The sequence below is a fragment of the Pseudomonas sp. genome, from assembly GCF_030698175.1.
In the GTDB taxonomy this organism is placed as follows: domain Bacteria; phylum Pseudomonadota; class Gammaproteobacteria; order Pseudomonadales; family Pseudomonadaceae; genus Aquipseudomonas.
This window is the reverse complement of the sequence record NZ_JAUYNT010000010.1, coordinates 134778-158323: the sequence shown is the minus strand read 5'-3', so window position 1 is coordinate 158323 and position 23546 is coordinate 134778. Positions and strand designations below refer to the sequence as shown.

The window sequence follows — 23546 nt, the reverse complement described above, 5'->3', positions numbered from 1 at the left end:
ATTTCGCCTTGTCTAACCTTCGCTCGCTACATTTTTCAACAGCCTGTTCGATCCGCTTATCTGGTGCTGTTAATTGGCCTTTGCAGCCATGCCAATGCCGCCCTCGACCCCACTCAGCCGGCAGCTTCGGCTGCCACTGCGGCAACCGCCGGCACGGCCGAAACCGCCTTGGTGCTGCAGTCGATAGTGCGCGGTGGGCGGCAGTCGCAGGCGGTAATTAATGGCCAGTTACTGCAGGTTGGCGACGAATTAGGCGGCGCCAAGCTGCTGGCGATTTACCCACACTCTGTCGTGCTTGAGCGCCAAGGCCAGCAACAGGTCTTGCGTCTGGTCGAACCCATACTGAAACCGAGTCGATAACGCCATGCTGCCAAAATCTGCTTTTCGTTTTCGTCTGCTGCATCGCCAATCGCGCCTCGCGCTGCTGACGGCGCTGAGCCTGCTGGCGGCCTGTCAGACCTTTAAGGATGGCGACCAGCAACTCTATGAGCAAAGCAACAAACTGCTGGCTGAGAGTTTGGCGCAAAGCCGCGCCAAGGTCGCCCCGCCCTTGGCGGTGCAGGCGGCGCTGCTTTCGCCGTTAGCGCAGGCACCTATGCTGCAGACGGCCATGGCCCGCAGCGGGCCGCGCTTCGATGTGGCGGCCAAAGACATGCCGGCCAACGAGTTCTTTCTGAGCCTGATGAATGGCGCCGGGCAAAACATCGTGGTGCACCCCGAGGTGACCGGCAACATCACCTTCAGCCTGCGCAATGTCACCCTGGAAGAGGTCTTGGCGGCGGTGCGTGACAGCTACGGCTATGACTTTGGTCGCACCAGCTACGGCTATCAGATTTTCCCCAACCAGGCGATTACCCGCACCTACAACATCAACTACCTGAATCTGCAGCGTCAGGGCGTTACCGACACCGAAGTCAGCTCCGGCCAGGTCAATACCAGCGACAACAGTGACAGCAGCAATGGCGCGACCACCACCAGCACCACCTCGAGCACCCGGCCGGCCAGCCAGCTGATTACCACCAGCAATGTCGACTTCTGGAAGGAAGTGAATACGGTGGTGAGCATGATCGTTGGCAGCGAGGAGGGTAATAAGGTGGTGGTCAACCCCCAGGCCGGTTTGATGGTGGTGCGCGCCTCGGCGGCGGATCAACAAAGCGTTGAGGGTTTTCTAAGGCAGGCCCACACCAACCTGCAGCGGCAAGTGATTCTAGAAACCAAGATCCTCGAAGTGAATCTGTTTGACCGTTTTCAGGCCGGGGTGGACTGGGAACAACTGGGTAGCGATGGCAGCACCAAGGTCGCCGGTGCGGCGCTAACGGGGGCGCAAACCATCGGCGGGGTGTTCAGTGCGGCGGTGACCATGGGTGACTTCAGCGGCACGCTGCAATTACTCGAGACCCAAGGTGATGTGCGGGTGCTCTCGACCCCACGGATCTCGACCCTGAATAACCAAAAAGCGGTGATCAAGGTCGGCACCGACGAGTACTTCGTCACCGACGTGTCGGCCAGCACCACCACCAGCACTAACGGCGACGGTGCCTCGACGCCGGACATTACCCTGACGCCGTTTTTCTCCGGCATCTCGCTGGATGTGACTCCACAAATTGATGGCCGCGGCGACGTGACCCTGCATGTGCGGCCGTCGGTGAGCAAGGTTACCGCCGACGATACTGAGATCAATCTCGGCGATACCTTTGGCACCCTCAACCTGCCGACCGCGCGCACCACTTCGCGCCAGTCCGACTCCATCGTCCGCGCCCGCAGTGGCCAGGTGGTGGTAATCGGCGGCCTGCTGCAGAACGACAACGAAAACGTCGATGCCGATGTGCCCTGGTTGTCGAAGGTGCCGCTGTTGGGTTGGTTGTTTCAGCAGCAGCGCAAGAACCTCGGCAAGAGCGAGTTGGTGATTCTGATGCGCCCTCAGGTGATCAGTGACGACACCTGGCTAAATGAGATCCAAAAAAGCGCCGAAGCCTTTAAAGAGTTGAGATAGCGCATGTATCAGGCATTTTTTGGGCTGCGCGCCAAGCCTTTCGCGCTGACGCCCAACACCGAGTTTTTGGTGCAGCTGGCGCCCTATCAGGCCTGCCTGAATCTGCTGCGGGTGGCGCTGGCCGAAGGCGAGGGGTTTATCAAGGTGACTGGCGAAGTCGGCACCGGCAAAACCTTGCTCTGTCGCGCACTGCTGAACTTGCTGGATACAGAAAAGTACCAGCTGGCTTACTTGCCCAATCCCTGTTTGTCGCCGTTGGATTTGCGCCAAGCGCTGGCCCGTGAGCTACGGATTGCCGATGTCGAAAGCCACGACGCCATGAGCCTGCTGGATGCCCTGCACCATCGCCTGATCGAGTTGGCAGCGCAGGGTAAAAGCACAGTGCTGCTGATTGATGAGGCCCAAGCGCTCCCGGATAAAACCCTCGAAGCGTTGCGCTTGCTGACCAATCTGGAAACCGAGCAGAACAAATTGCTGCAAGTGGTGTTGTTCGGCCAGCCGGAGTTGGATGCCACTCTGGCCCGCCATGAGTTTCGCCAACTGTTGCAGCGGATTACCTTTTCTTATCGTTTGCGCCCGCTGGATGTCACCGACACCGGCCGTTATCTGCAGGAGCGTCTGAGTGTTGCCGGTTACCGTGGTGAGCCGTTATTCAGCAATGCGGCGGTGCGTTTGTTGGTGCGTGGCAGCGGCGGGATTCCGCGCTTGCTGAATATTCTTGGCAACAAAGCCCTGATGGCCACCTACGGCGAGGGCCGCCGGCAAGTCGGCGCCGCCCAGGTGCGCCGCGCGCTGGCCGATACCGATGGAGTGCAGGCCGCGTGCCGCGTGCCGCGTTGGCTGGCGTGGAGTTTGGCGGCCGGCGTGTGCTCGGTGCTGCTGGTCAGCACCTGGCCCTGGCTGCAGAGCTTGCGGGAGGTTTGGTTATGAGCCTGGTCAATGACCTGCTGCGCGATCTGGATGCCCGCCGCGCCGCGCCGGGTGAATGGCCGCTGCGCGATGCCTTGCAGCCGGTCAACGAGGAGGCGGCGGCGCGCCGCGATAAAATCGAGGTGCTGCGCCGTGGCTCGATTTGGTTTGGCGCGGTCATGCTGTTGGCCATCATGGTCGGTTTGATGATTGGCCGAGTGGTGAATGGCGACCCCGTGTCGCCGTTCGCCGCGCAACACCAGGTGCCAGCCGCAGTGCCTGAGCCTGCACCGATAACGCCGGCACCGGTAACACCGCCAGTGGTGGCCGTTGCCGCCGCGCCGTTGCCGCAGTTGCTGGATGTATTGCCGCAAAATGATGGTCAGCGCTTGCTGCTGCAGTTGTTGCTGGACAGCTCGGTGGCCTACCAGCGCACCGAAGAGAATGGTGCGGTGAGCCTGTTTTTACCGGGCGTACAGCTGCGCGGTGAGCCGCATCAGGGTCGGGTGCAAGGCGCCGGCCGCAGCTTGTCGTGGCGGGTCGAGGCACGCGGTGGCGGGGTGCAGGTGTTGCTGGTCGGTTTGGGCGATCAGCTGCAAGTGCACGATCGCCTGGAGGCGGCCGGTGATCGCTGGCTGCTGTGGCTGGAAGTGCCGCTGCAGAACGCTCCAGCGGCCAATGTCGGCGCAGTTGAAGAGTTTCCAGCGGCCAGCACCGCAGTTGCCGCCGAGCCTGAGTTGCCCGATTGGAGCACTCGCCCGGTGCCGGCGACGAATAGCGAAGCGCCTGTGCCTGCTGCAGTTCCGGTCCGCCCGCAGCCGATTACCGCAGCCCCGACAGGCCCGCCCCAGGTGCAGATCACCAGCCACCAACCGGACGCCTTGAGCCAGGCCCGGCAGGCGCTGCTTGAGCAAAATTACCCGAGTGCGATTGCCCAGCTAGAGGCTTTGCATCGCCGCCCAAGCAGTAATAGCGAGGTCGCGCGCTTGCTCGCCCAGGCGTATCTGGCCAATGGTCAGCCGGCGCAACTGCTCAGTTGGTTGCCGGCGCAGCTGCAGGCTAATCCACGCGACAGCGAGCTGCGCATGTTGCTGGCGCGCGCCCAATTACAAACCGGCGCTATGCCGGCGGCGGTGGCGACCCTGCAGCAAAATTCGCCGCCGCTGGCCACAGAGCCGGGCTACCACGCCTTGCTGGCCGCCAGTTATCAGCAAACCCAGCAATGGCCGCAAAGCGCCGCGCTCTATCAGCAGCTGGTTAACGGGCGACCCTCCCAGGCCACTTGGCAGCTGGGTCTGGCGATTGCGCTGGAGCAACTCGAACGCCCAGGCGACGCCGCTAAACACTACAGCTTGGCCCTTGAAGGCCAAGGCTTGGATGCCAGCTCACGCAGCTTTGCGGCTGAGCGGGCCACGGCCCTGAAGGAGTCCCTATGAGTCAGAGTGGGTTCGTAGGGTGGTCAACGCGCAGCTTGGCCACCAAGACGGTTGAGCGCGCGACGCCCTTGAAGGAGTGGCCATGAGTCAGGACGATCCGCGCCAGCGCAAAATTCGCCTCGGTGATTTGCTGATTCAAGCCGGCTTGCTCACCGACACTCAGCTGCAACTGGCCCTGCAAGAGCAAAAACGCAGCGGCTCCAAGCTCGGTCGCGCGGTGATCGATCTGGGCTTTGTCGCCGAGGCTAAGCTGCTCACGGCCTTGTCCGAGCAGATGAAAATCCCCTTTATCGAACTGCGCCACTTCAAGTTCGATAACCCGCTGGTGCAGTTGCTACCGGAAGCCATGGCTCGGCGTTTTCGCGCGATTATCCTGACCCGTGAAGGCGGCGGTTTGCTGGTCGGCATGTCCGATCCGCTCGACCTGTTTGCCCTCGATGAGATGGAGCGGCTGCTGAAAACCCGCGTGTCACCTGCGGTGGTGCGTGAGGCCGAGTTGCTGGCGACCTTGGACACCGTGTACCGGCGCACCAGCGAAATCGCCTCGATTGCCGGCGAGCTGGAAGGCGATCTGCAGGAAAGCGACTTCGACCTGTCCAAGCTCGGTGCCGACAGCAATACCGAGGCGCCGGTGGTGCGCCTGCTGCAAACGCTGTTTGAAGAAGCGGTGCAGATGAAAGCCTCGGACATCCATATCGAACCCGATGAGGGCTTGGTGCGCATTCGTCAGCGCATCGACGGCGTGCTTAGCGAGCAGGTGATGAAGGAGCATCGCATCGCCTCGGCGCTGGTGATGCGCCTGAAAATCATGTCCGGTCTGGATATTTCCGAGAAACGCCTGCCGCAAGACGGCCGCTTCAATATTCGGGTCAAGGGTCGCAATATCGATGTGCGGGTCTCGACCATGCCGGTGCAGTTCGGCGAGTCGGTGGTGATGCGGCTACTCGACCAAAGCGGCGCGATGTTTCAGCTCGACGGCACCGGCATGCCGGCCGATTTGCTGGTGCGTTTTCGCCGGCTATTGCACCGCCCCTTCGGCATGGTGCTGGTTACCGGGCCGACCGGTTCGGGTAAAACCACCACCCTGTATGCCGGGCTGTCGGAGCTCAACAGCCCGGAGAAAAAGATCATCACCGTCGAAGATCCGGTGGAGTACCGCTTGCCGCGCGTTAATCAGGTGCAGGTCAATACCAAGATCGACCTGACCTTTGGCCGCGTGCTGCGCGCCGCGTTACGGCAAGACCCGGACATCGTGCTGGTCGGCGAAATGCGTGACCAGGAGACTGCCGAAATCGGCCTGCGCGCCGCGCTTACCGGCCACCTGGTGCTCTCGACCTTGCACACCAATGACGCCATGACCTCGGCCATGCGCCTGATCGACATGGGCGCCGAGCCGTTTCTGGTGGCCACCGCGCTGAACGCCGTACTGGCTCAGCGTTTGGTGCGTAAAGTCTGCGAGAACTGCATGGGCGAGCACTCGCCTGAGCCGCGCGAACTGGCCTGGCTGGAAAACCTCTATGGCAGTTCACTGGCCGGCCGCATCTTCAAGCGTGGCAGCGGTTGCCACCAGTGCCATAACAGCGGCTACTCCGGGCGCGTCGGCGTTTATGAGTTGCTGGAGATGGACGAGCCGATGGTCGCCGCCCTGCGCCGTAGCGACCCGCAAGGCTTCGCCGAGGCCGCCAAGGCCAACCCGCATTACCGCCCACTGGCCGCCTGCGCCCTGGACTACGCCCTGGCCGGGGTGACCAGCGTCGAGGAAGTGCTGAAAGTCTGCGCCACCCTGACCGATGAGGTGGTGGTGTGAGTCGCCGTTGTGCTGGTTTTTGTAGGATGCGGTTGAGCGTAGCGATACCCATCAATGCGCGAAACGATGGGTATCGCTGCGCTCAACCCATCCTACGTTTGCCTATTAGCCGGAGCCTTGGCTAATGGCCTCTTTTCGCTACAGCGGGCGCAATGCCGAGGGCGGCAAGGTGGCGGGCATTATCGACGCCAACAGTGCCGATGCGGTGGCCGCCGAGTTACTGGCCAAGAGCGTGACGCCGCTGACCATCGAGCAGCAAGACAGCGCCGATGCCGACGTATTTGCCGCCATCAATGAAATGCTGCGCAGCAAGAAAGTCGATCTCGATGAGCTGATTATTTTCTGCCGGCAGATGTACAGCCTGGCCAAGGCCGGCGTGCCGATCATTCGGGCGATTGCCGGTCTGGGCGAGTCTAATCGCAACCGTTATTTCCGTGAGGTGCTGCAAAAGGTGCGCAGCGATCTGGAGGGCGGCGTGAGCATGGCCGTGGCCCTGAACGCCCACCCGAAAGTGTTCGGCACCCTGTTCGTCAGCATGATCAGCGTCGGTGAAAACACCGGCCAACTCGACCAGGCTTTCCGCCAGTTGGGCAGCTATCTGGACCTGGAGCGCGAGACCCGCAAGCGCATTAAACAAGCCACCCGCTATCCCTTGTTCGTGCTCAGCGCCATGGTCGTGGCGATGACGGTGATTAACCTGTTTGTGATCCCCGCTTTTGCCAAGGTGTTTGCCCAGTTTCACGCGCAACTGCCGTGGCCGACCCGGTTTCTGATCGGTACCTCGCAGTTCTTCCAGGACTTCTGGTGGCTGCTGGCCTTGCTGCTGGGTGGCGGCATCTACGGTTTTTTCAAGTGGCTGGAGACCGAGCCGGGCGCGCTGAAGTGGGACCAGATCAAACTGCGCTTACCGATAGTCGGCGGCATCTTCGAGCGCATTGCCCTGGCCCGTTTCACCCGTACCTTCGCGATGATGTACAAGGCCGGTGTACCGCTGCTGCAAACCCTGTCGATCAACAGCGCCAGCGTCGGCAACAAGTACATCGGCCAGGCGATTCTGGGCATGCGTGAGGGCGTTGAGCGCGGCGAAGCACTGACCCGCAGCGCCTCCGCCAGCGGTTTGTTTACCCCACTGGTGCTGCAGATGATGGCCGTCGGCGAAGAGACCGGCGCCATCGATGACCTGTTTATCGAAGTGGCAGACTTTTACGAGCAAGAGGTCGATTACGACCTCGGCCAGCTGGCCAGTGCTATTGAGCCGATTTTGATCGTGGCCATGGGCATCATGGTGCTAATTCTTGCCCTCGGGGTGTTCTTGCCGATGTGGGAACTGGCCTCGGCGGCCAAGGGCCACGGATGAAAGCCGACTACGACAGCGGCCGCACCGTGCGCCGTGCGCGGCTGTTTGGCTGGGGTCTGTGCGGGCTGATTGCGTTGGGTTTGGTCTGGGCCATGGGCAGTAAAATTTTACGGGTCAGCGAGGCGCGGGCGGTCGACGCCACCCGCGAAAACCTGATGGCCAGCCTCACCGCCTTGGCTGCCGAACGAGTGGCCCAAGGGAGGGCGGCGGATGCCAGTTGGCTGCGGCGCAACCCGTTTCAGCTGCTGCGCTGGGAAAGCAGTGACTATTGCGGCGAGCTGCAAGAGTTGCAGTTGCCACAAGCGGGCTGCTGGCATTACCTGCCGGCCCGTGGCTGGCTGCTGCATCGCAGCCGCTTTACTGATCCAGAGCAAGGAATAGTCGCAGAACTGCGGGTTTTTCAGCTGCAGGCAGTTCCCAAACCACCGCTCGGCGGCACAGAATCAAAGGACGCTTTAATCGGCTTGGAGCTAAACCAGGTGCCCACTGCAGAAGTCACTGCGCTGGCCGATACCTATCAGTAACTGGAGTGGCATTTATGCAACGCAGTAAAGGTTTTACCCTGATCGAATTGGTGGTGGTGATCGTCATCCTCGGCATCCTGGCTGCGGTGGCGTTGCCACGCTTTATTAACGTTACCAAGGACGCCCACGAGTCGGCGGTTAAAGGCGCTGGCGGGGCCTTGGCATCCGCCGTGTTGCTGGTGCGTTCGCAGTGGGAGGTCAATCGTAATGGCTCGGACACCACGCCCAATACGGATGTCACCGGCTTTGGTGATGGTCTGGTTGATGTGAATGCCTCGGGATGGCCGCTGGGGACGGGCGCTGCGTTGGACTGCGTAGGCGTATGGACTAGCGTGCTGCAAGGCTCTGCGCCAACAGTGGCGACGGCCGCCGGCAGTGATTATTTAGCGACCATCGTCGGCCAAGTGTGCACCTACACCTACCAGAGAGACCCCTCTGCTACCGGCGTGCCGAACGACACAATTGTCTACGACTCCAGCACCGGCGCAGTTACAACCGTATACAACCCATAATTTTCAAAGCAGTTAGAGGAAATAATGATGAAAAATCAACAAAGCGGTTTTACCCTGATCGAGCTGATTATGGTGATTGTGATTATTGGGATTTTGGCGGCGTTTGCAGTGCCGAGGTTTGCGGATTTAAGTGGCGATGCGCGTATGGCTAGTCTCGACGGTGCTCGTGGCGCGTTGCTCTCTGCTAACGGAATTGTGCACTCGACCGCTCTGGCGCGTAATCAGGCCGTCGGGGCCGGGAATGTCAATGTCGAGGGTGGTGTTAGCGTGGCTACGGTGGAAGGTTACATGGCTGGTACCGCCGCCGCAGTTGGGGCTGCTGCACAGTTTGAAGGCGACTTTGTCGTTACGGATGCTGCTGGAGTGGCGACGGTCACGCTTGGTGCATGCTCGTTCACCTATACCGAGCCGACAGGCCCAGGTGTTGTTGGCGTCGTTGCGGCTATTACCGGTCAGAACGCTGATGGTGGCTGTGATCCGTGATACACCAGCGCGGCTTCACCATGGTCGAGCTGATAATGGTGATTGTCATCACCGGCATCCTCGCCGCCGTGGTGGGGCCGCGTTTTTTTGAGCGGCAGGTGTTCGATGAGCGGATGTTCTTCGAGGAAAGCATCGGTGCGGTGCGTTATGCACAAAAGCTGGCGTTGGCCAGTGGTTGCTTGACCCAGGTAAGTCTGAGTAACGCGGGTTATCAGCTGCGCCAGGCCGCCAACTGTAACGGTGGCGCTTACGTGCTTGAGGTCATCGGTCCAGATGGCCAGACGCCCTATGCCGGGGCGGTGCCGGCTGGCATCGTGTTACCGGCCAATAATTTTCCGTTGGTGTTTGACTCGCTGGGGCGGCCTGCCGCTGCGGCGAGCGCCAGCATTGGCGGCTTCACCCTCAACGTGGCTGCCGAAACCGGGTTGGTGCAATGAGTGATGGGTATCGCTGCGCTCAACCCATCCTACGGGCTGGCGCCAGCACGCGTCAGCGCGGCATGACCCTGATTGAGTTAGTTATCGCCATCGTCATTATCGGCATCGCCTCGGCGGCGCTGTATTCGGCGATGGCCTCGATTACCGGCCGTTCGGCCGACCCGATGTTGCGCCAGCAAAGCCTGTCGATTGCCGAGGCCTATCTGGAGGAGATCGAGCTGCAGGCGTTTCTCGACCCAAGCACGCAGCTCGCCTGTCAGGCGATTCCCGCTAACCGTGCGCTGTTTGATGATGTCTGCGATTACCGTGGGCTGGTCGATGTCGGGGCGGTGGCTGCCAGCGGTCTGGCCATAGCGGCGCTGGCCGGCTATGGCGTGAGGGTGACCGTGGCGTCACCGCCAGCGCCGACCTGGAACCTACTGCCGAGCGCCGATGTGTTCTATATCCAAGTCACGGTAACCGACCCCGCCGGCCAGGACTTAGTCCTTGGCGGCTACCGGACGCGCTGATGCGCAGGCTAATCGAATGCGTAGGGTGTAAAACGGCCGCAGGCCTTTTCCACCGCCTTGGCTCGCGTCTTGGCCGGTGGGAAACCGCTGTGCGGGTTTCCCACCCTACGCCCACCCTACCTGTACCTCGGCTGCAACGCGGCTTTACCCTGATCGAACTGGTGATGGTAATCGCCCTGGCCGGCGCGGTGGCGGTGATGATCTCCAGCGCCTTGTCGCGGCCGCTCGAGGGTTTTATTGCCCAGAGCCGTCGCGCCGAGTTGGTCGATCTGGCCGCTGGCGCCTTGAATCGCATGGCCCGCGATATTCGCTTGGCGGTGCCTAATTCGGTGCACTTGAACGCCGGAGGTACCACCATCGAGATGTTCAATGTGCTGGACGCGGGGCGCTACCGGCCCAATCGTCTCGGTGGAGATGGGCTGAGATTTACTAGCGGCGCTGCCGGGACCTGTAACAGCAGCACAGTGGACGGTAGTTGCAACAGCTTTCAGGTGCTCGATCCTGGCCTGCTGGTGGCCGGTGCGCGTTGGTTGGTGGTTTACAACATCGGTGCTGAGGGCGGCGGTGCTCCGTTGCCCGGCTCGAATGTTTGGGCGCCGGCCAATCCCGGCGTTATCACCCCGGATGGCACTGGCTTCGCTATAGCCGGCGGCGCTCCAGCGGGGGAAACCTTGCTGACGCTAACGCCGCCGGCTGGCAGCTTCAGCTTCGCCTATGCCTCGCCGCAGCGGCGGTTTTATCTGGCTGATCAGATTCTTGGCTATCGCTGCACTGGTGGGCAGTTGCTGCGTTTTACCCGCACCGACTCGGGCGCCCCGTGGTTTTCTGGCGCTGGGGCGGTACAGGCCAATAATGTGACTGGCTGCAGCATGAGCTACCAGCCCGGCAGCAGCCAACGCGCCGGGCTGGTAACCCTGGGCCTGACACTGACCTTGGAGGGCGAAAGCATTGAGCTGTTCCAGCAAGTGCACGTCGACAATGCACCTTAAACGCATGCGCCCTGATCTTTCGCGCCAACGCGCGCCCCGGCAAACCGGCTTTGCCCTGGTGGCGGCGATGTTTGTAATGATCATTATCGCCATGGTGGTGCTGGCGATGATGCGCCTGGCCGGTAATCAGCACGGCACCAACAGCCTGGCCATTCAGCAGGCACGGGCTTATCAAGCGGCCCGCGCCGGGTTGGATTGGGGCATTAGCCGCGTGGCAGTTCCCGCGCGGGTTGTTACTGCCCCATGTCCGGCCGCTCCGGCCAACACTGCACTAACCATGGAGGCAGGCTCGAATCTGGCGGAGTTTAATAACCTGGTAGTCGTGAGCTTTACGCTGGCGTCTTATCTTGAGGATGGTAATCCGCGCTGCATCTACAGGCTAACCGCCACCGCGCAAAACGGCGTACCCGGTAACCGTCCCGATTACGCCTATCGCAGCTTGAGTGCGACGGTGGAGAATTGAATGACTCAGCGCGGCGGCAAGTACGGGAGCAAGCGATGACCAGTGGTCGTTTAACTGCATTTATACGTCTGCTGTTGGGCCTGTGGCTGGCTCTGGGCGCCGCACCCGCCGCCATTGCGGCCATCAGCGTAGCGGCCAGTAGCTCGGTCGGGAATGGCGTTAGCTCGGCGGTTAGCAGCCTGAGCCTGAGCAACCCCGGCAGTCAAAGCGGCGACGTACTGCTGGCGCAGCTTGTTGTGGGTGCCAGTGGCGCCACCATCACCGCGCCCAGTGGTTGGAGTTCGTTCTGGTTCGACACTGGCACGGGTGTCACTCAGCAACTGTTCTATCGAATTGCCGGCGCTAGCGAGGCGGGGAGCTACAGCTTTAGCTTCGCCAGTGCGCGTGCCAGTGGTGGCTTGTTGGTGTTGCGCGGGGTGGACACTACGGGTGCCACGCCTATCGCCCATAGCCAAGGCAACAATGGTTCGAGTTCGACGCTGACGGCGTTGGCGGCCAACGTCACCACTGCCAACAGCCTGGCGGTGCGCTATTTCGCTTTTGGGCGTGGCAACAATACGCTCAGCGGCCCGGCCACCCAGCACTACAGCCCGGCCACGGGCGCAGTCCCCAACGGTGTCGCCGCGAGCGCGTCCAGTGCTATCCAGACCGCCGTGGGGCAGTCCGGTGATGCCACTGCCACTGCCGGCGGCAGCAGCGCTGCTTGGCTGGCGGCGACTGTGGTGCTTGCGCCCAGTGTGCTGCCGGTATTGAGCTGGAGCCTCGACGAAGCGACTTGGACCGGTGCCGCCGGCGAGGTGCTGGATGCTTCGGGCAATGGCCTGGCTGGCACTGTGGTCAACACCGCGCAAACCAGCAATACGGCACCGGCATTGCCGACGGTGAATGGCGATGGCACCTGTCGCTATGGCGGCTTTACCAGTAGCAGTCAGCAGTATGTGCAGCATGCCGATAACGCTCTGCTGGACCTGCAGGGCAGCTTCAGTATCGGGCTGTGGGTTAAGCCCAGTAGTTTGCCGGCCAGCGGCTTGATGACGATTTTGTCGAAAGACGAGAACTACGAGTTTCACCTTAAGCCAGACGGCAAGATCAACTGGTGGTGGCAAACCACCGCCGGGGGCACTAATCAGCTCGATAGCACTGCCAGCGTGCCGGTGGGGCAGTGGAGCCATGTGCTGATCCGCTACGCCCCAGGCGATCAACGCATCTATATCAATGGCGCGCTGGCGGGCAGTGCCAGCTTCAGCGGCACGCCCGTGGCCAACACCGATCCTTTGCAGTTGGGTAATGACCAGGGCTTTGCCGGGCGCTATTTCAATGGCGCGCTGGATGAACTGCGTATTTATGCTGTGGCCTTGAGTACCGCGCAGATCAGCGCCTTGGTTCAGGCGCGGCACAGTTGTCCGCTGGCGCTGCAGTGCGTCAACGATAACTTCAATCGGTCTGGTCTGGGCGCTGATTGGGCGGTCACGACCAGCGGCGGCTCGTTCGGCGTGCCGGTAATCGTCAGCGACCGCATGCGCCTGACGAACAGCAGCAATAACGTCGCCACCTCCAGTACGCTGCAGCGCTTATTTCCCGCCGCGGGCAACTATGTGCAGATGCAGTTTAAGCATTACGCCTACAACGGCAGCGGGGCCGACGGTGTGGCCGTGGTGCTCTCGGACGCCAGCGTTACCCCCCAAGCCGGCAGCTATGGCGGGCCCTTGGGTTACGGCACGCGCGGTACCGTCACCACTCCAGGCTTTGCTGGCGGCTGGCTGGGGGTGGGGGTCGATGAGTACGGTAACTTCTCCACCGAAGGGGGTGGCGCCACCGCCAATGGCCCCGGTCGGCGGCTAGATTCGGTGGCGTTGCGCGGTTCCGGTGCCCCTTCGCGCACCTCTGGCTACAGCTATATCGCCGGCACTGCGGCCAACCTGAGCCCCGGTATTGATGTGGCCGGCAGTACTGCCGGGCCTGGGCACACCTATAGAATTACCATGGACGGGCGGGTGTCGGGCAGCGCACTGGTCACGGTCGAGCGCGATAGCGGCGCCGGCTTTGTGGCTCTCAGTGGGCTCGGTGGGCTTAACGTGGCCGCGGCCGCCGGGCAGGCGCCGTTACCGGCGAATTTTTACCTGTCGTTTACCGGCTCATCTGGCGGCTCTACCAATACCCATGAGTTGGATGATCTGCAGGTGTGCGCCTCGCAGATTAATCCGATTGAGCAGCAGATCGACCATTTTGAGTTGGTGCATGCCGGCAACGCGCTGACCTGCAATCCATTGGATGTGTTGGTTCGGGCGTGCCTGGATGCCAGTTGTGCAACGCCCTACACCGGCAGCGTAACGGTTAATTTAACCCCGAGCGGCTGGGTGGGTGGCAACAGTCAGACCTTTAGCGGTGGCAGTAAAACCCTGCAATTGCGCAACAATACCGCCAGCACCGTGACCCTTGGGGTCAGCGGTTCTACGCCGAGCCTGAAGCCTTTTAGTCAGACGCTTTGTTCGTCAGGCGGCGCCTTGTCGAGCAGTTGTACGGTGCCATTCGCCGACAGCGGGTTTATCGTCACTGTGCCCGACATGCTGGCGGCCAAACTCACCACTGGCAGTATCCGTGCGGTCAAAAAAAATGATGCCACGCAAGCCTGCGTGCCGGGCTTTCCCAGCGGCGCGCGCACCGTGCAGTTCAGCTCGGCCTACGTCAGCCCAAACACTGGAACGCAGCCGGTGGTGGTCAATGGCACAGCCGTCACGGCAGCCCTGACCAATGTGGCGCTGGACTTTGACGCCGCGGCCAGCGCACCGCTGAACGTGCGTTATGACGATGCCGGACTGATGACCCTGAATGCCCGTTACGCACCGACCAGTGGCGATGAAAATGGGCTGGTGATGATCGGCAGCGACCCGTTTATCAGCAGCCCGGCCGGCTTTTGTGTGGAGGCGCTGACGCCGCTGAGCGCGCCGACGACGGCGCTGCCGGCCTGCGCTAACTCGGCCTGCACGGTGTACCAGAAGGCCGGCCTGGTGTTCCCTATGCGGTTGCGGGCCAAGGCTTGGGCCGATGGGGAGAGTGATACGGAGCTGTGCGACAACCTCGATACCGCTAATTTCCGCCAGACCAGCGGCAACCTGCCGCTGAGTGCGAGCATGCTCGATGGTGGCGCCAACGGGGTTTTGGCGGTTGGCGCAGTGGACTTCTCGACGGCTGCGGATGTCACCATCAGTCAGGCGGTGAGCGAGGTGGGGCGCTTTCAGTTCACCCTCGGCAGTGCGCTCACGACCTATCAGGGCTTGGCGCTGGCCAGTAGCAGCAGTGCGGCAGTTGGGCGCTTCACTCCAGACCATTTCGACGTGCAAATCAGTCAGTACGCCCCGGCTTGTGCGGCCGGCGCCTCGACTTATGCCGGTCTGAACGATGCCGATCCGAATCTGGTCAAGATTGGCCAGCCCTTCCTATTCGCGGGCAGTGTCACCGCCCTTAACGCCACGGGAGGCATTACCAGCAACTACGACAAGGATTTGGCCAGCTACGCGCGCCTGCAGGGTGGCACCGCCAGCATCGCTGATTATGTTGGTGCCCCGCCGGTATTGCCGGCAACTCCGGTTGCGGCAGTGGATGGCGTGGCGCTGATCGACAACACGCTGTCGTTCGACGGCGGCGTTTCAGCCATTACCCTGAGCGGCGCTGCAACCTATCAATTCAACGCCCCACGGGATGCCTATCTGGTCAGTCTGATGGCCACTGCAAGCGACAGCGATGGTGTGACTGGCACCTCGACGCAAACCGCCGCTTTGGATTTTCGCCTCGGTCAGGCGCATATCGGCAATGCCCACGGCTCGGAGCTGCAGGCTTTGCGGCTGCCGTTTACGGCGGGTTACTTCAATGGCAGCGGCTATGTGGCGAACCCGCTGGACAGCTGCACCGCGTTTGATCCGGCCGGCTTGGGTGGTTATCAAGGGCAGTTGGCTGCCGGTGAAACCGCCTTGAGCTACCTGAATGCGGCAGGCCTGGTGGCTGCTCCGCCAGTCAATGTGCAGGCGGGCAGCAGTCTGGCGGGTGGCTATCTGCTCTCCGCGCCGGGCGTGGGTAACGATGGCAGTGTGCGCCTGACCTACACCACGCCGACCTGGTTGCAGTTCGACTGGGATGGCAATGGCTCGCTGGAACCCGCCAGCGGTCTGGCGACCTTCGGTATCTACAAAGGCGCTACGCCGCTGATCTTCCGCCGGGAACTGTATCGCTAGCCAGGTTGATGGATGACCGATAAACCAAAAGGCCATCCTGTCGGGTGGCCTTTTGGTTGGGGGGGTAAAAGAGGGGATTCCCTGGCCTGCCTGTACCAGGGCCCCCAAAACTGGAGTTATCAGACCTATTGCAGGGGCTGTGCCAGTTTTCAGTTTTTCGCGTTATGGGCTGCGAGGCCGCATAAATAGGCGCTTGTAGCGCTGCAGCGGCTGCTGCGTGGGGTTGCTGAGGGCGCGCTTGGCGCCGCATTGGGGCGCTGGATGCGCCAACGGCCCCGATTGGGGGCCGTTGGGTGCTGCGGGGTTGGCTTCAGGCCTTATTCGTCTTCTCCATCATCGCCGTCAACCTTCATGCCCAGCTCTTTGATCTTGCGGGTCAGGGTGTTGCGGCCCCAGCCCAGCAGCAGGGCGGCGTCGCGGCGCCGGCCAGCGGTGTGTTTGAGGGCGGTCTCGATCATGATCCGCTCGAAGGTTGGCACGGCGCTGTCGAGCAGGTTGCTCTGGCCGCGTGCCAGGGATTGATCGGCCCATTGGCGCAGGGCCTGTTCCCAGTTGCTGACCGGTGAGTTGTCCTGGGGTTGGGTCAGTAGCTCCGGCGGCAGGTCGTCGACATGCACTTCGCGCCCCGAGGCCATCACGGTGATCCAGCGGCAGGTGTTCTCCAGCTGGCGCACGTTGCCGGGCCACGGCAGGTTCTGCAGGAAGGTCTCGGTTTCGTTTTTCAGCAGCTTGGGCTCGACGGCCAGTTCCAGGGCGGCGCTGCTCAAGAAGTGCCGGGCCAGAGTCGGGATGTCTTCACGGCGGTCAGACAAGCGTGGGATATGGATGCGGATCACGTTGAGGCGGTGGAACAAGTCTTCACGAAACTTGCCTTCCTGCACCAGGGTTTCCAGATTCTGGTGAGTGGCGGCGATGATCCGCACATTGACCTTGACCGGGGTGTGGCCGCCGACCCGGTAAAATTCGCTGTCGGCCAAAACGCGCAGCAAACGGGTTTGGGTGTCGGCCGGCATGTCGCCAATTTCATCGAGAAACAAGGTGCCGCCGTCGGCTTGCTCGAAGCGGCCACGGCGCAGGTTGACCGCGCCGGTGAAGGCGCCTTTCTCATGGCCGAACAGCTCGGATTCCATCAGGTCTTTCGGAATGGCGGCCATGTTCAGCGCAATAAACGGCGAGGCGGCGCGCGGGCTGTGACGGTGCAGGGCGTGGGCGACCAGCTCTTTGCCGGTGCCGGACTCGCCATTAATCAGCACAGTGATATTGGAGTGGGACAGCCGGCCGATGGCGCGAAACACCTCTTGCATGGCCGGCGCTTCGCCGATGATCTCTGGGGTGCGGGCGACTTCTGCCGGCGCTTGTAGAATGCCTTGCTGTTCTTGGGCGTGCTGGAAGGCGCGCTTGACCAGGGACACCGCCTCGTCAATGTCGAACGGCTTGGGCAGGTATTCGAAGGCGCCGCCTTGGTAGGAGGCGACGGCGCTGTCCAGGTCTGAGTGGGCGGTCATGATGATCACCGGCAAACGCGGATACAGCTCGCGCAGCTTGGCCAGCAGGTCGAGGCCGCTGCTGCCGGGCATGCGGATGTCGGAGATGATCACGTCCGGTTGTTCGCGGCCCAGACGAGTCAGCACGCTGTCGGCGTTTTCGAAGCTGACGGTGGTCATGCCTTCTTGTTGCAGGGCTTTTTCCAACACCCAGCGGATGGAACGGTCGTCGTCGACGATCCAGACGGTTTCAGTGCGACTCATGACGACACAACTCCTTGTTCCAGCGGCAGGAAAATCGAGAATACGGTGTGGCCGGGATGGCTCTCGCACTCGATCAGCCCTTGGTGCTGGCTGATAATGTTTTGGGTGATGGCCAGACCCAGGCCGGTGCCGTCGGCACGCCCGCTGACCATGGGATAGAAAATGGTGTCTTGCAGCTCGGCCGGAATCCCTGGGCCGTTGTCGATAATCTCGACCTTGGTGACCAGCCGATGGCGTTGTTGGCCGATGGTGAACTGGCGCAAGGTGCGGGTGCGCAGGGTGATGCGCCCGAGCCGCAGCTCGTTGTGGATGCCAATCGCCTGCATGGCGTTACGCACGATATTGAGCACCGCCTGGATCATTTGCTCGCGGTCAATCAATAGGTCCGGGATGCTTGGGTCGTAGTCGCGCACCAAAGTGATGCAGCCTTGGCTTTCGGCGGCCACCAGGCTGCAGACGCGCTCCAGCACTTCATGCACGTTGGTCATGGCCAGCGACGGTAGCTTGTTGGAACCGAGCATGCGGTCGACCAGATTACGCAGGCGGTCGGCTTCTTCGATGATGACGTTGGTGTAGTCCTTTAACTCTTCGCTGGGCAGTTCGCGGGCCAGTAACTGTGCGGCGCCGCGAATGCCGCCCAGGGGGTTTTTGATCTCATGGGCGAGGCCGCGCACCAGCATCTTGGTCGACTCTTGCTTGGACAGCTGCGCTTCTTCTTTGCTGATGCGCAGCAGCCGGTCGCGTGGGTGCACCTCCAGCAGCAGCACCGTGGCGCCGCGATGCAGAATGGGGGTGACGGCGTAGTCGACGGTCAGGGTTTGCCCAGTCAGCGCGGTGAGCACCGCCTCACGTTTGGTGAAGGGATGGGCGTTCTGCACGGCTTGGCGCAGCGAACTCAGCGCCGCCGGCGACTCGGTAAACAGCTCGCTGATAAATTGGCCGTGGTTACGCAGGGCGCTGACGGCCAGCAACATCTCCGCCGCCGGATTCATGTACTCAAGGCACAGGTCGGCATTCAGCAAAATGGTTGCAGTGGTCAGGTTGTCCAGCAGTAAGCGGTGCAGTGCGTCATCAATGGTCATATAAGGCTCTGCGATCCCAGGTATGCGAGGCAAAATGCAAGAAGCAAACCAACGCCCACTAAATGCCCGCAACCGGCCTGCAGTGAGAGTGAATAGGCCTGGTTAGCGCAGGCAGGCAGGGCGCGGCGAACCAAAATGGGGACTGTCTAGGCAGGGTAGCAGGCTTGCGCACCAATGCGGTGCGCTTGCGGCGGCAGGCTGCTAGATGAAGGGCACGAAGGGAATGTCCGGCTTGGCCGGTGGTTTGTCTTTTAGCGGGCACTCTGGACGCACGCCGTAGTCACGTCTCTTGCAGGGCCTGGCTTTGCGCTTTTGATCCAGCGAGGTAAGGCGGATATGCAGCGGCTGGCTGGGGGTGCGCTCCAGCATGCGGCCTTCGGCGTCCAGAATCTCCACCGCCAATTGATGGGTGCCACGGCCCAGGCCCTGCACCGGGAAGACCGGGCTGCGACCGGGTTCGGCGCTCGGCTGGCCATCGACAATCAGGCGATAGTTGTGGGTGGGCAGCAAGGCGGGATCGCTGCTGGCGCTGACCACTATGTCGCCGGTGCCGTCGTTAATCACCGCGTCGGGCTCGGGTACCAAGATCCGCAGCATCTGGTAGTCCGGCGGCTTGATCGGTGTTTCCACCAAGGCCGCCGGCGCGCGCGAGGCGTTGGGCTGGCCCATGGAGTTGGTCGGCGCCATCTGCAGGCGCTTGGCATTGCCGGGTTTGGGCTGGTCGGTAAACACCCGATTGCCGTCGGCATCGGTATAGGTATAAACCTCGGCGGCAACGGGTAGACCGATCAGAAGTAAGCAAAACAGAATCAGACGCATGATTTAGCCCGCTGGCTTTGGTGTTGGCTTTGGTTTTGGCGTGGGCGGCGGGACAGGTTTAGGGCGCAACGCTGGGCTGCTGGTATTGACTCGCTGTACGCTAAAGGTCACGGCGTCGCTCTGTTGCACGACGCGGCCGCCGCTAAGCACCTGCACGGCGAGCGTATGGTCGCCGCGCTCGATGTTGCTCAGTTGCAGCGGGGGATTGCTGCTCACCGCGCCATAGGGTTGGCCGTCGAGGACTAGCTGCACTTGTTGGCTGGCGGCGAGGTGGGGCACGCTGTTAACGCCGACGCTGAAGGTGCCGTTGTTGGCGCGCATGGCCTCGTCGGTGGGCAGATTAGTCAGTTGCAGCACCGAGAAGGGTGCATCCGTGCTGCTGGAATTTGGAGTGGCATTGTTGTTGGTGGTTGTCGGCTGCGCTGCCACGCTGTTGGTGGGTGGCAGCTGCACGAGCTCGGCATTGCTGCCTTGTGGTGGCTCGTTGGTGAATACTTTATTGCCGTTGGCATCGGTGTAGCTATAAATCTCGGCCGCTGCTGGCAGGCTCAAGGCCAATAGCAGGCAAGCAAGTAAAGGGCGCATGGCTGATCTCCCGAATGGGCTTAGGTGCCTAAGCCTTGCACTGCTGGTGGCAACTGGCAAGTTTTGCGCTTTAGCGCTGTGCTCTGCGCCTATAAAAAAGGCTATGTCCCAGCTGTCTGTTGCAGGCAGACCGTAGGATGCGGTTGGGCGCAGCGATACCCATCACCACGTGGCGTGCGAAGTCCATGGGCTCGCGTCCGCTGCTGCGTACGGGGGATGACTGGACTGATTGCCGTTGGATGATTGATGGGTATCGCCAAGCTCAACCCATCCTACAAAAGCTGCAATTGGCGCAACACGTAACGAGTACAGCGCCCACAAAAAAGGCCTCCCGAAGGAGGCCTCTAGGCAGCTACCTAAATAGCTACGACTGGTTTAGACGCTGTAGTACAGGTCATATTCCAGTGGGTGCACGAAGGTGCGCACTTGGATTTCTTCGGCGCTCTTCAGCTCGATGTAAGCATCGATGAAGTCGTCGCTGAATACGCCGCCCTTAGTCAGGAACGCACGGCCTTTATCCAGCTCTTCCAGGGCTTCTTTCAAGCTGCCGCACACTTGCGGGATCAACTTGGCTTCTTCTGGTGGCAGGTCGTAAAGGTTTTTGTCGGCTGCGTCGCCTGGGTGGATCTTGTTCTGGATGCCGTCCAGGCCAGCCATCAACAGTGCCGCGAAGCACAGGTACGGGTTAGCCGCTGGATCCGGGAAGCGTGCTTCGATACGACGGCCGCGTGGGCTGGAAACGTATGGAATGCGGATCGAAGCCGAACGGTTACGTGCCGAGTAAGCCAGCATTACTGGAGCTTCGAAGCCTGGAACCAAACGCTTGTAGGAGTTGGTTGCCGGGTTGGTGAAGCCGTTCAGGGCCTTACCGTGCTTGATGATGCCGCCGATGAAGTACAGGGCGGTGTCGGACAGGCCGGCATAGCCTTCGCCAGCGAAGGTGTTCTTGCCGTCTTTAGCGATCGACATGTGCACGTGCATGCCCGAGCCGTTGTCGCCGTAGAGTGGCTTAGGCATAAAGGTTGCGGTTTTGCCGTAGGCATCAGCAACGTTATGCACGCAGTACTTGAGGGTTTGAACTTCATCAGCCTTGGCAACCAAGGTGTTGAACTTCACGCCGATTTCGTTCTGACCAGCAGTCGCCACTTCGTGGTGGTGAACTTCGATAACCAGACCCATTTCTTCCATGGCGTTGCACATGGCAGTACGGATTTCGTGGTCGTGGTCGCATGGCGGAACTGGGAAGTAGCCACCTTTAACGCAAGGGCGGTGGCCCTTGTTGCCGCCTTCGATGTCGGCGTCGGTGTTCCACGAAGCCTGCTCGGAGAAAATCTTGAACATCGAGCCGGAGATGTCGGACTTGAACTTCACTTCGTCGAAGATGAAGAACTCAGGCTCTGGGCCCACGAATACGGTGTCGCCGATACCGGTGGTCTTCAGGTATTCCTCGGCGCGGGTGGCGATCGAGCGCGGGTCGCGATCATAGCCCTGCATGGTGGTCGGTTCGATGATGTTGCAGACCAGAATCAGCGTTGGGTCTTCAGTGAACGGATCGATCACTGCAGTGCTGTCGACAGGCAGCAGAATCATGTCGGAGGCTTCGATGCCTTTCCAGCCATGAATGGAGGAGCCGTCGAACATCTTGCCAACTTCAAAGAAGTCTTCTTCGAAGGCGTCGCGAGCCGGCATGGTCACGTGATGTTGCTTGCCCTTGGTGTCGGTGAAGCGCAGGTCAACCCACTTCACGTCGTGATCTTTGATTAATTGAAGCGCCTTCGACATGGTGTCCTCCAGGTGAATGAGGGCTGAATTCAGTGAGCCCGCGAATACGTTTGGTGCCGGGGGCGATAATACGCCACAAGGCAGCCTCTCTCACAAGGGAGCAATATATATGCCAGTGCTTTTTTACTGGGGGAAAACGCCCAAAAGCTGAGTTGTAGAATGTCCTTGGGCGGATTGCGAACAATTAGGCGCTCTTTATTGGTGCGCCACGCGCCACGACGCACCAATAAAGAGCGTTTCTGGGTGTCGTGCATATAATTGGTTAAAGCTTGAGCGATTTCCGCTATAATCCGCGCCCCTCTTTTTTGGTCGCCTTGCCACGCGCTACCGCCATGAAACTTATCGTAAAAGTCTTTCCAGAAATCACCATTAAAAGCCGGCCGGTGCGCAAGCAGTTCATCCGCCAGTTAGCGAAGAATATTCGCTCGGTTTTGCGTGACCTGGATCCGGCTGTGGCGGTGAGCGGCGAATGGGACAATCTTGAGTTGCAAACCCAGGTGAGCGAGCCGAAGACCCTGGCAGCGATGATTGAGCGCCTGTGTTGTACGCCGGGCATCACGCACTTCCTGGAAGTGAACGAGTACCCGCTGGGCGATCTCGACGATATCGTGGCCAAGTGCAAGACCCATTACGCCGACCTGCTGCCGGGCAAAATTTTTGCCGTGCGCTGCAAACGTGGCGGCAAGCACAGCTTCACCTCGATGGAAGTCGAGCGTTATGTTGGCAGCCAGTTGCGCCAGCAGTGCGGGGCTGCGGGGATTGAATTGAAGGCGCCAGAGGTGCTGGTGCGCATGGAGATTCGCGACCAGCGTTTGTTCGTCATTCACCATCAGCACAACGGCCTTGGCGGTTTTCCGCTGGGCTCGGTGGAGCAAACCCTGGTGCTGATGTCGGGCGGTTTCGACTCGACGGTGGCGGCCTATCAGATGATGCGCCGCGGCCTGCTCAGCCACTTCTGCTTCTTCAATTTGGGTGGTCGCGCCCATGAGTTGGGCGTGATGGAAGTGGCACATTACCTGTGGGCCAAATACGGCAGCTCTCATCGGGTGTTGTTTGTCAGCGTGCCTTTTGAAGAGGTGCTCGGCGAAATCCTCGGCAAAGTTGATAACGCCCATATGGGCGTGGTCCTTAAGCGCATGATGCTGCGCGCCGCCAGTTCGATTGCTGATCGCTTAGAAATCGATGCGCTGGTGACCGGCGAGGCAATTTCCCAAGTGTCGAGCCAGACCCTGACCAATTTATCGGTGATTGATGCGGTGACCGACAAACTGGTTCTGCGCCCGTTAATCGCCAGCCACAAGCAAGATATTATCGATACCGCCACCGAGATCGGCACCGCCGAGTTCGCCAAGCACATGCCGGAATATTGCGGGGTGATTTCGGTCGGCCCGACCACGCGCGCCAAGTTGCCGCGGGTGGTGTACGAAGAAGAACAAATCGACATGGCGGTGCTGGAGCGCGCCCTGGCCAATGCCCGGCTGGTGTCGATTGATCGAGTCATTGATGAATTGGGCGAAGATATTCAGGTCGAAGAAGTCGCCGAGGCGCTGCCTGGCCAAATCGTGCTGGATATCCGTCACCCCGATGCCCAGGAAGATGCGCCGCTGCAACTGGGTGAGATCGAAGTTCAAACGCTGCCGTTCTTTGCTTTGAACAGCCGCTTCAAGGAGCTGGATGCCGGGCGCCAGTACCTGCTGTATTGCGATAAGGGGGTGATGAGCCGCCTGCATGCCCACCACTTGCTGAGCGAGGGGCATGCCAATGTGCGCGTTTATCGTCCGGCATAAAATCCCAGGACTGAATGGTGGCAGCATCCGCCATCGCCCTCCTGACCGACCCGTTGTCACAGTTGCATAAGACTCTTTGCTAAATGCGGCCTAAA

General features: G+C 61.0%; 20 protein-coding genes. 15 read left to right on the top strand and 5 right to left on the bottom strand.

Going from position 1 to position 23546, the window contains the following annotated elements; genetic code table 11:
• Positions 1–63: 63 nt before the first annotated feature.
• From Q8R10_RS05095 to Q8R10_RS05030, 14 genes are all read left to right on the top strand, one after another.
• Positions 64–360 (top strand): type II secretion system protein N, encoded by a 297-nt coding sequence (locus Q8R10_RS05095; protein ID WP_305651626.1) that lies wholly within the window; start codon positions 64–66, stop codon positions 358–360.
• A 4-nt stretch (positions 361–364) separates the two neighbouring features.
• Positions 365–1993: a pilus (MSHA type) biogenesis protein MshL gene (mshL, locus tag Q8R10_RS05090; RefSeq protein ID WP_305651624.1), complete on the top strand. Its 1629-nt coding sequence runs from the start codon at positions 365–367 to the stop codon at positions 1991–1993.
• A gap of 3 nt (positions 1994–1996) precedes the next feature.
• The gene (locus Q8R10_RS05085; RefSeq protein WP_305651622.1) at positions 1997–2923 is read left to right on the top strand and encodes an ExeA family protein; all 927 of its coding nucleotides are present in this window, start codon (positions 1997–1999) and stop codon (positions 2921–2923) included.
• The gene (locus Q8R10_RS05080) at positions 2920–4338 is read left to right on the top strand and encodes a lipopolysaccharide assembly protein LapB (protein WP_305651620.1); all 1419 of its coding nucleotides are present in this window, start codon (positions 2920–2922) and stop codon (positions 4336–4338) included. Before Q8R10_RS05085 ends, Q8R10_RS05080 begins: the two co-directional genes overlap by 4 nt.
• Before the next feature lie 82 nt (positions 4339–4420).
• Complete coding sequence (locus Q8R10_RS05075; RefSeq protein WP_305651618.1) at positions 4421–6145, top strand: GspE/PulE family protein; 1725 nt, start codon at positions 4421–4423, stop codon at positions 6143–6145.
• Positions 6146–6269: 124 nt separating this feature from the next.
• The gene (locus Q8R10_RS05070) at positions 6270–7502 is read left to right on the top strand and encodes a type II secretion system F family protein (protein WP_305651616.1); all 1233 of its coding nucleotides are present in this window, start codon (positions 6270–6272) and stop codon (positions 7500–7502) included.
• Positions 7499–8026, top strand: a complete 528-nt coding sequence (locus Q8R10_RS05065) for a hypothetical protein (protein WP_305651614.1) — start codon at positions 7499–7501, stop codon at positions 8024–8026. Before Q8R10_RS05070 ends, Q8R10_RS05065 begins: the two co-directional genes overlap by 4 nt.
• 14 nt (positions 8027–8040) lie before the next feature.
• Positions 8041–8538: a type II secretion system protein gene (locus Q8R10_RS05060; protein ID WP_305651613.1), complete on the top strand. Its 498-nt coding sequence runs from the start codon at positions 8041–8043 to the stop codon at positions 8536–8538.
• A 27-nt stretch (positions 8539–8565) separates the two neighbouring features.
• On the top strand, positions 8566–9021 hold the full coding sequence (locus Q8R10_RS05055; protein WP_305651612.1) for a Tfp pilus assembly protein FimT/FimU: 456 nt from the start codon (positions 8566–8568) through the stop codon (positions 9019–9021).
• Complete coding sequence (locus Q8R10_RS05050; RefSeq protein ID WP_305651610.1) at positions 9018–9458, top strand: Tfp pilus assembly protein FimT/FimU; 441 nt, start codon at positions 9018–9020, stop codon at positions 9456–9458. Before Q8R10_RS05055 ends, Q8R10_RS05050 begins: the two co-directional genes overlap by 4 nt.
• On the top strand, positions 9455–9967 hold the full coding sequence (locus Q8R10_RS05045) for a prepilin-type N-terminal cleavage/methylation domain-containing protein (RefSeq protein ID WP_305651609.1): 513 nt from the start codon (positions 9455–9457) through the stop codon (positions 9965–9967). Before Q8R10_RS05050 ends, Q8R10_RS05045 begins: the two co-directional genes overlap by 4 nt.
• 89 nt (positions 9968–10056) lie before the next feature.
• The gene (locus tag Q8R10_RS05040) at positions 10057–10956 is read left to right on the top strand and encodes a type II secretion system protein J (RefSeq protein WP_305651608.1); all 900 of its coding nucleotides are present in this window, start codon (positions 10057–10059) and stop codon (positions 10954–10956) included.
• A gap of 4 nt (positions 10957–10960) precedes the next feature.
• On the top strand, positions 10961–11419 hold the full coding sequence (locus tag Q8R10_RS05035; protein ID WP_305651607.1) for a hypothetical protein: 459 nt from the start codon (positions 10961–10963) through the stop codon (positions 11417–11419).
• A 35-nt stretch (positions 11420–11454) separates the two neighbouring features.
• Positions 11455–15648 (top strand): DUF6701 domain-containing protein, encoded by a 4194-nt coding sequence (locus Q8R10_RS05030; RefSeq protein ID WP_305651605.1) that lies wholly within the window; start codon positions 11455–11457, stop codon positions 15646–15648.
• Positions 15649–15965: 317 nt separating this feature from the next.
• On the opposite strand, the gene ntrC is transcribed toward Q8R10_RS05030, so the two are convergent.
• The 5 genes from ntrC to glnA form a co-directional block, all read right to left on the bottom strand.
• On the bottom strand, positions 15966–17396 hold the full coding sequence (ntrC, locus tag Q8R10_RS05025) for a nitrogen regulation protein NR(I) (protein ID WP_305651603.1): 1431 nt from the start codon (positions 17394–17396) through the stop codon (positions 15966–15968).
• Positions 17393–18478, bottom strand: coding sequence for a nitrogen regulation protein NR(II) (gene glnL / locus Q8R10_RS05020; protein WP_305651601.1), 1086 nt, complete (start codon positions 18476–18478; stop codon positions 17393–17395). Before glnL ends, ntrC begins: the two co-directional genes overlap by 4 nt.
• A gap of 201 nt (positions 18479–18679) precedes the next feature.
• Entirely contained in the window at positions 18680–19297 is a 618-nt protein-coding gene (locus tag Q8R10_RS05015) for a DUF4124 domain-containing protein (RefSeq protein WP_305651599.1), read from the bottom strand.
• Positions 19298–19300: 3 nt separating this feature from the next.
• Positions 19301–19882 carry a DUF4124 domain-containing protein gene (locus Q8R10_RS05010; RefSeq protein WP_305651597.1) on the bottom strand — a complete coding sequence of 194 codons (582 nt, stop codon included), beginning with the start codon at positions 19880–19882 and terminating at the stop codon, positions 19301–19303.
• Between the two features lie 375 nt (positions 19883–20257).
• Positions 20258–21664, bottom strand: a complete 1407-nt coding sequence (glnA, locus tag Q8R10_RS05005; RefSeq protein ID WP_305651595.1) for a glutamate--ammonia ligase — start codon at positions 21662–21664, stop codon at positions 20258–20260.
• 332 nt (positions 21665–21996) lie between these two features.
• Between glnA and thiI the strand changes: the two genes are divergently transcribed.
• On the top strand, positions 21997–23451 hold the full coding sequence (gene thiI / locus Q8R10_RS05000) for a tRNA uracil 4-sulfurtransferase ThiI (protein WP_305651593.1): 1455 nt from the start codon (positions 21997–21999) through the stop codon (positions 23449–23451).
• The last annotated feature ends 95 nt before the right edge of the window (positions 23452–23546 follow it).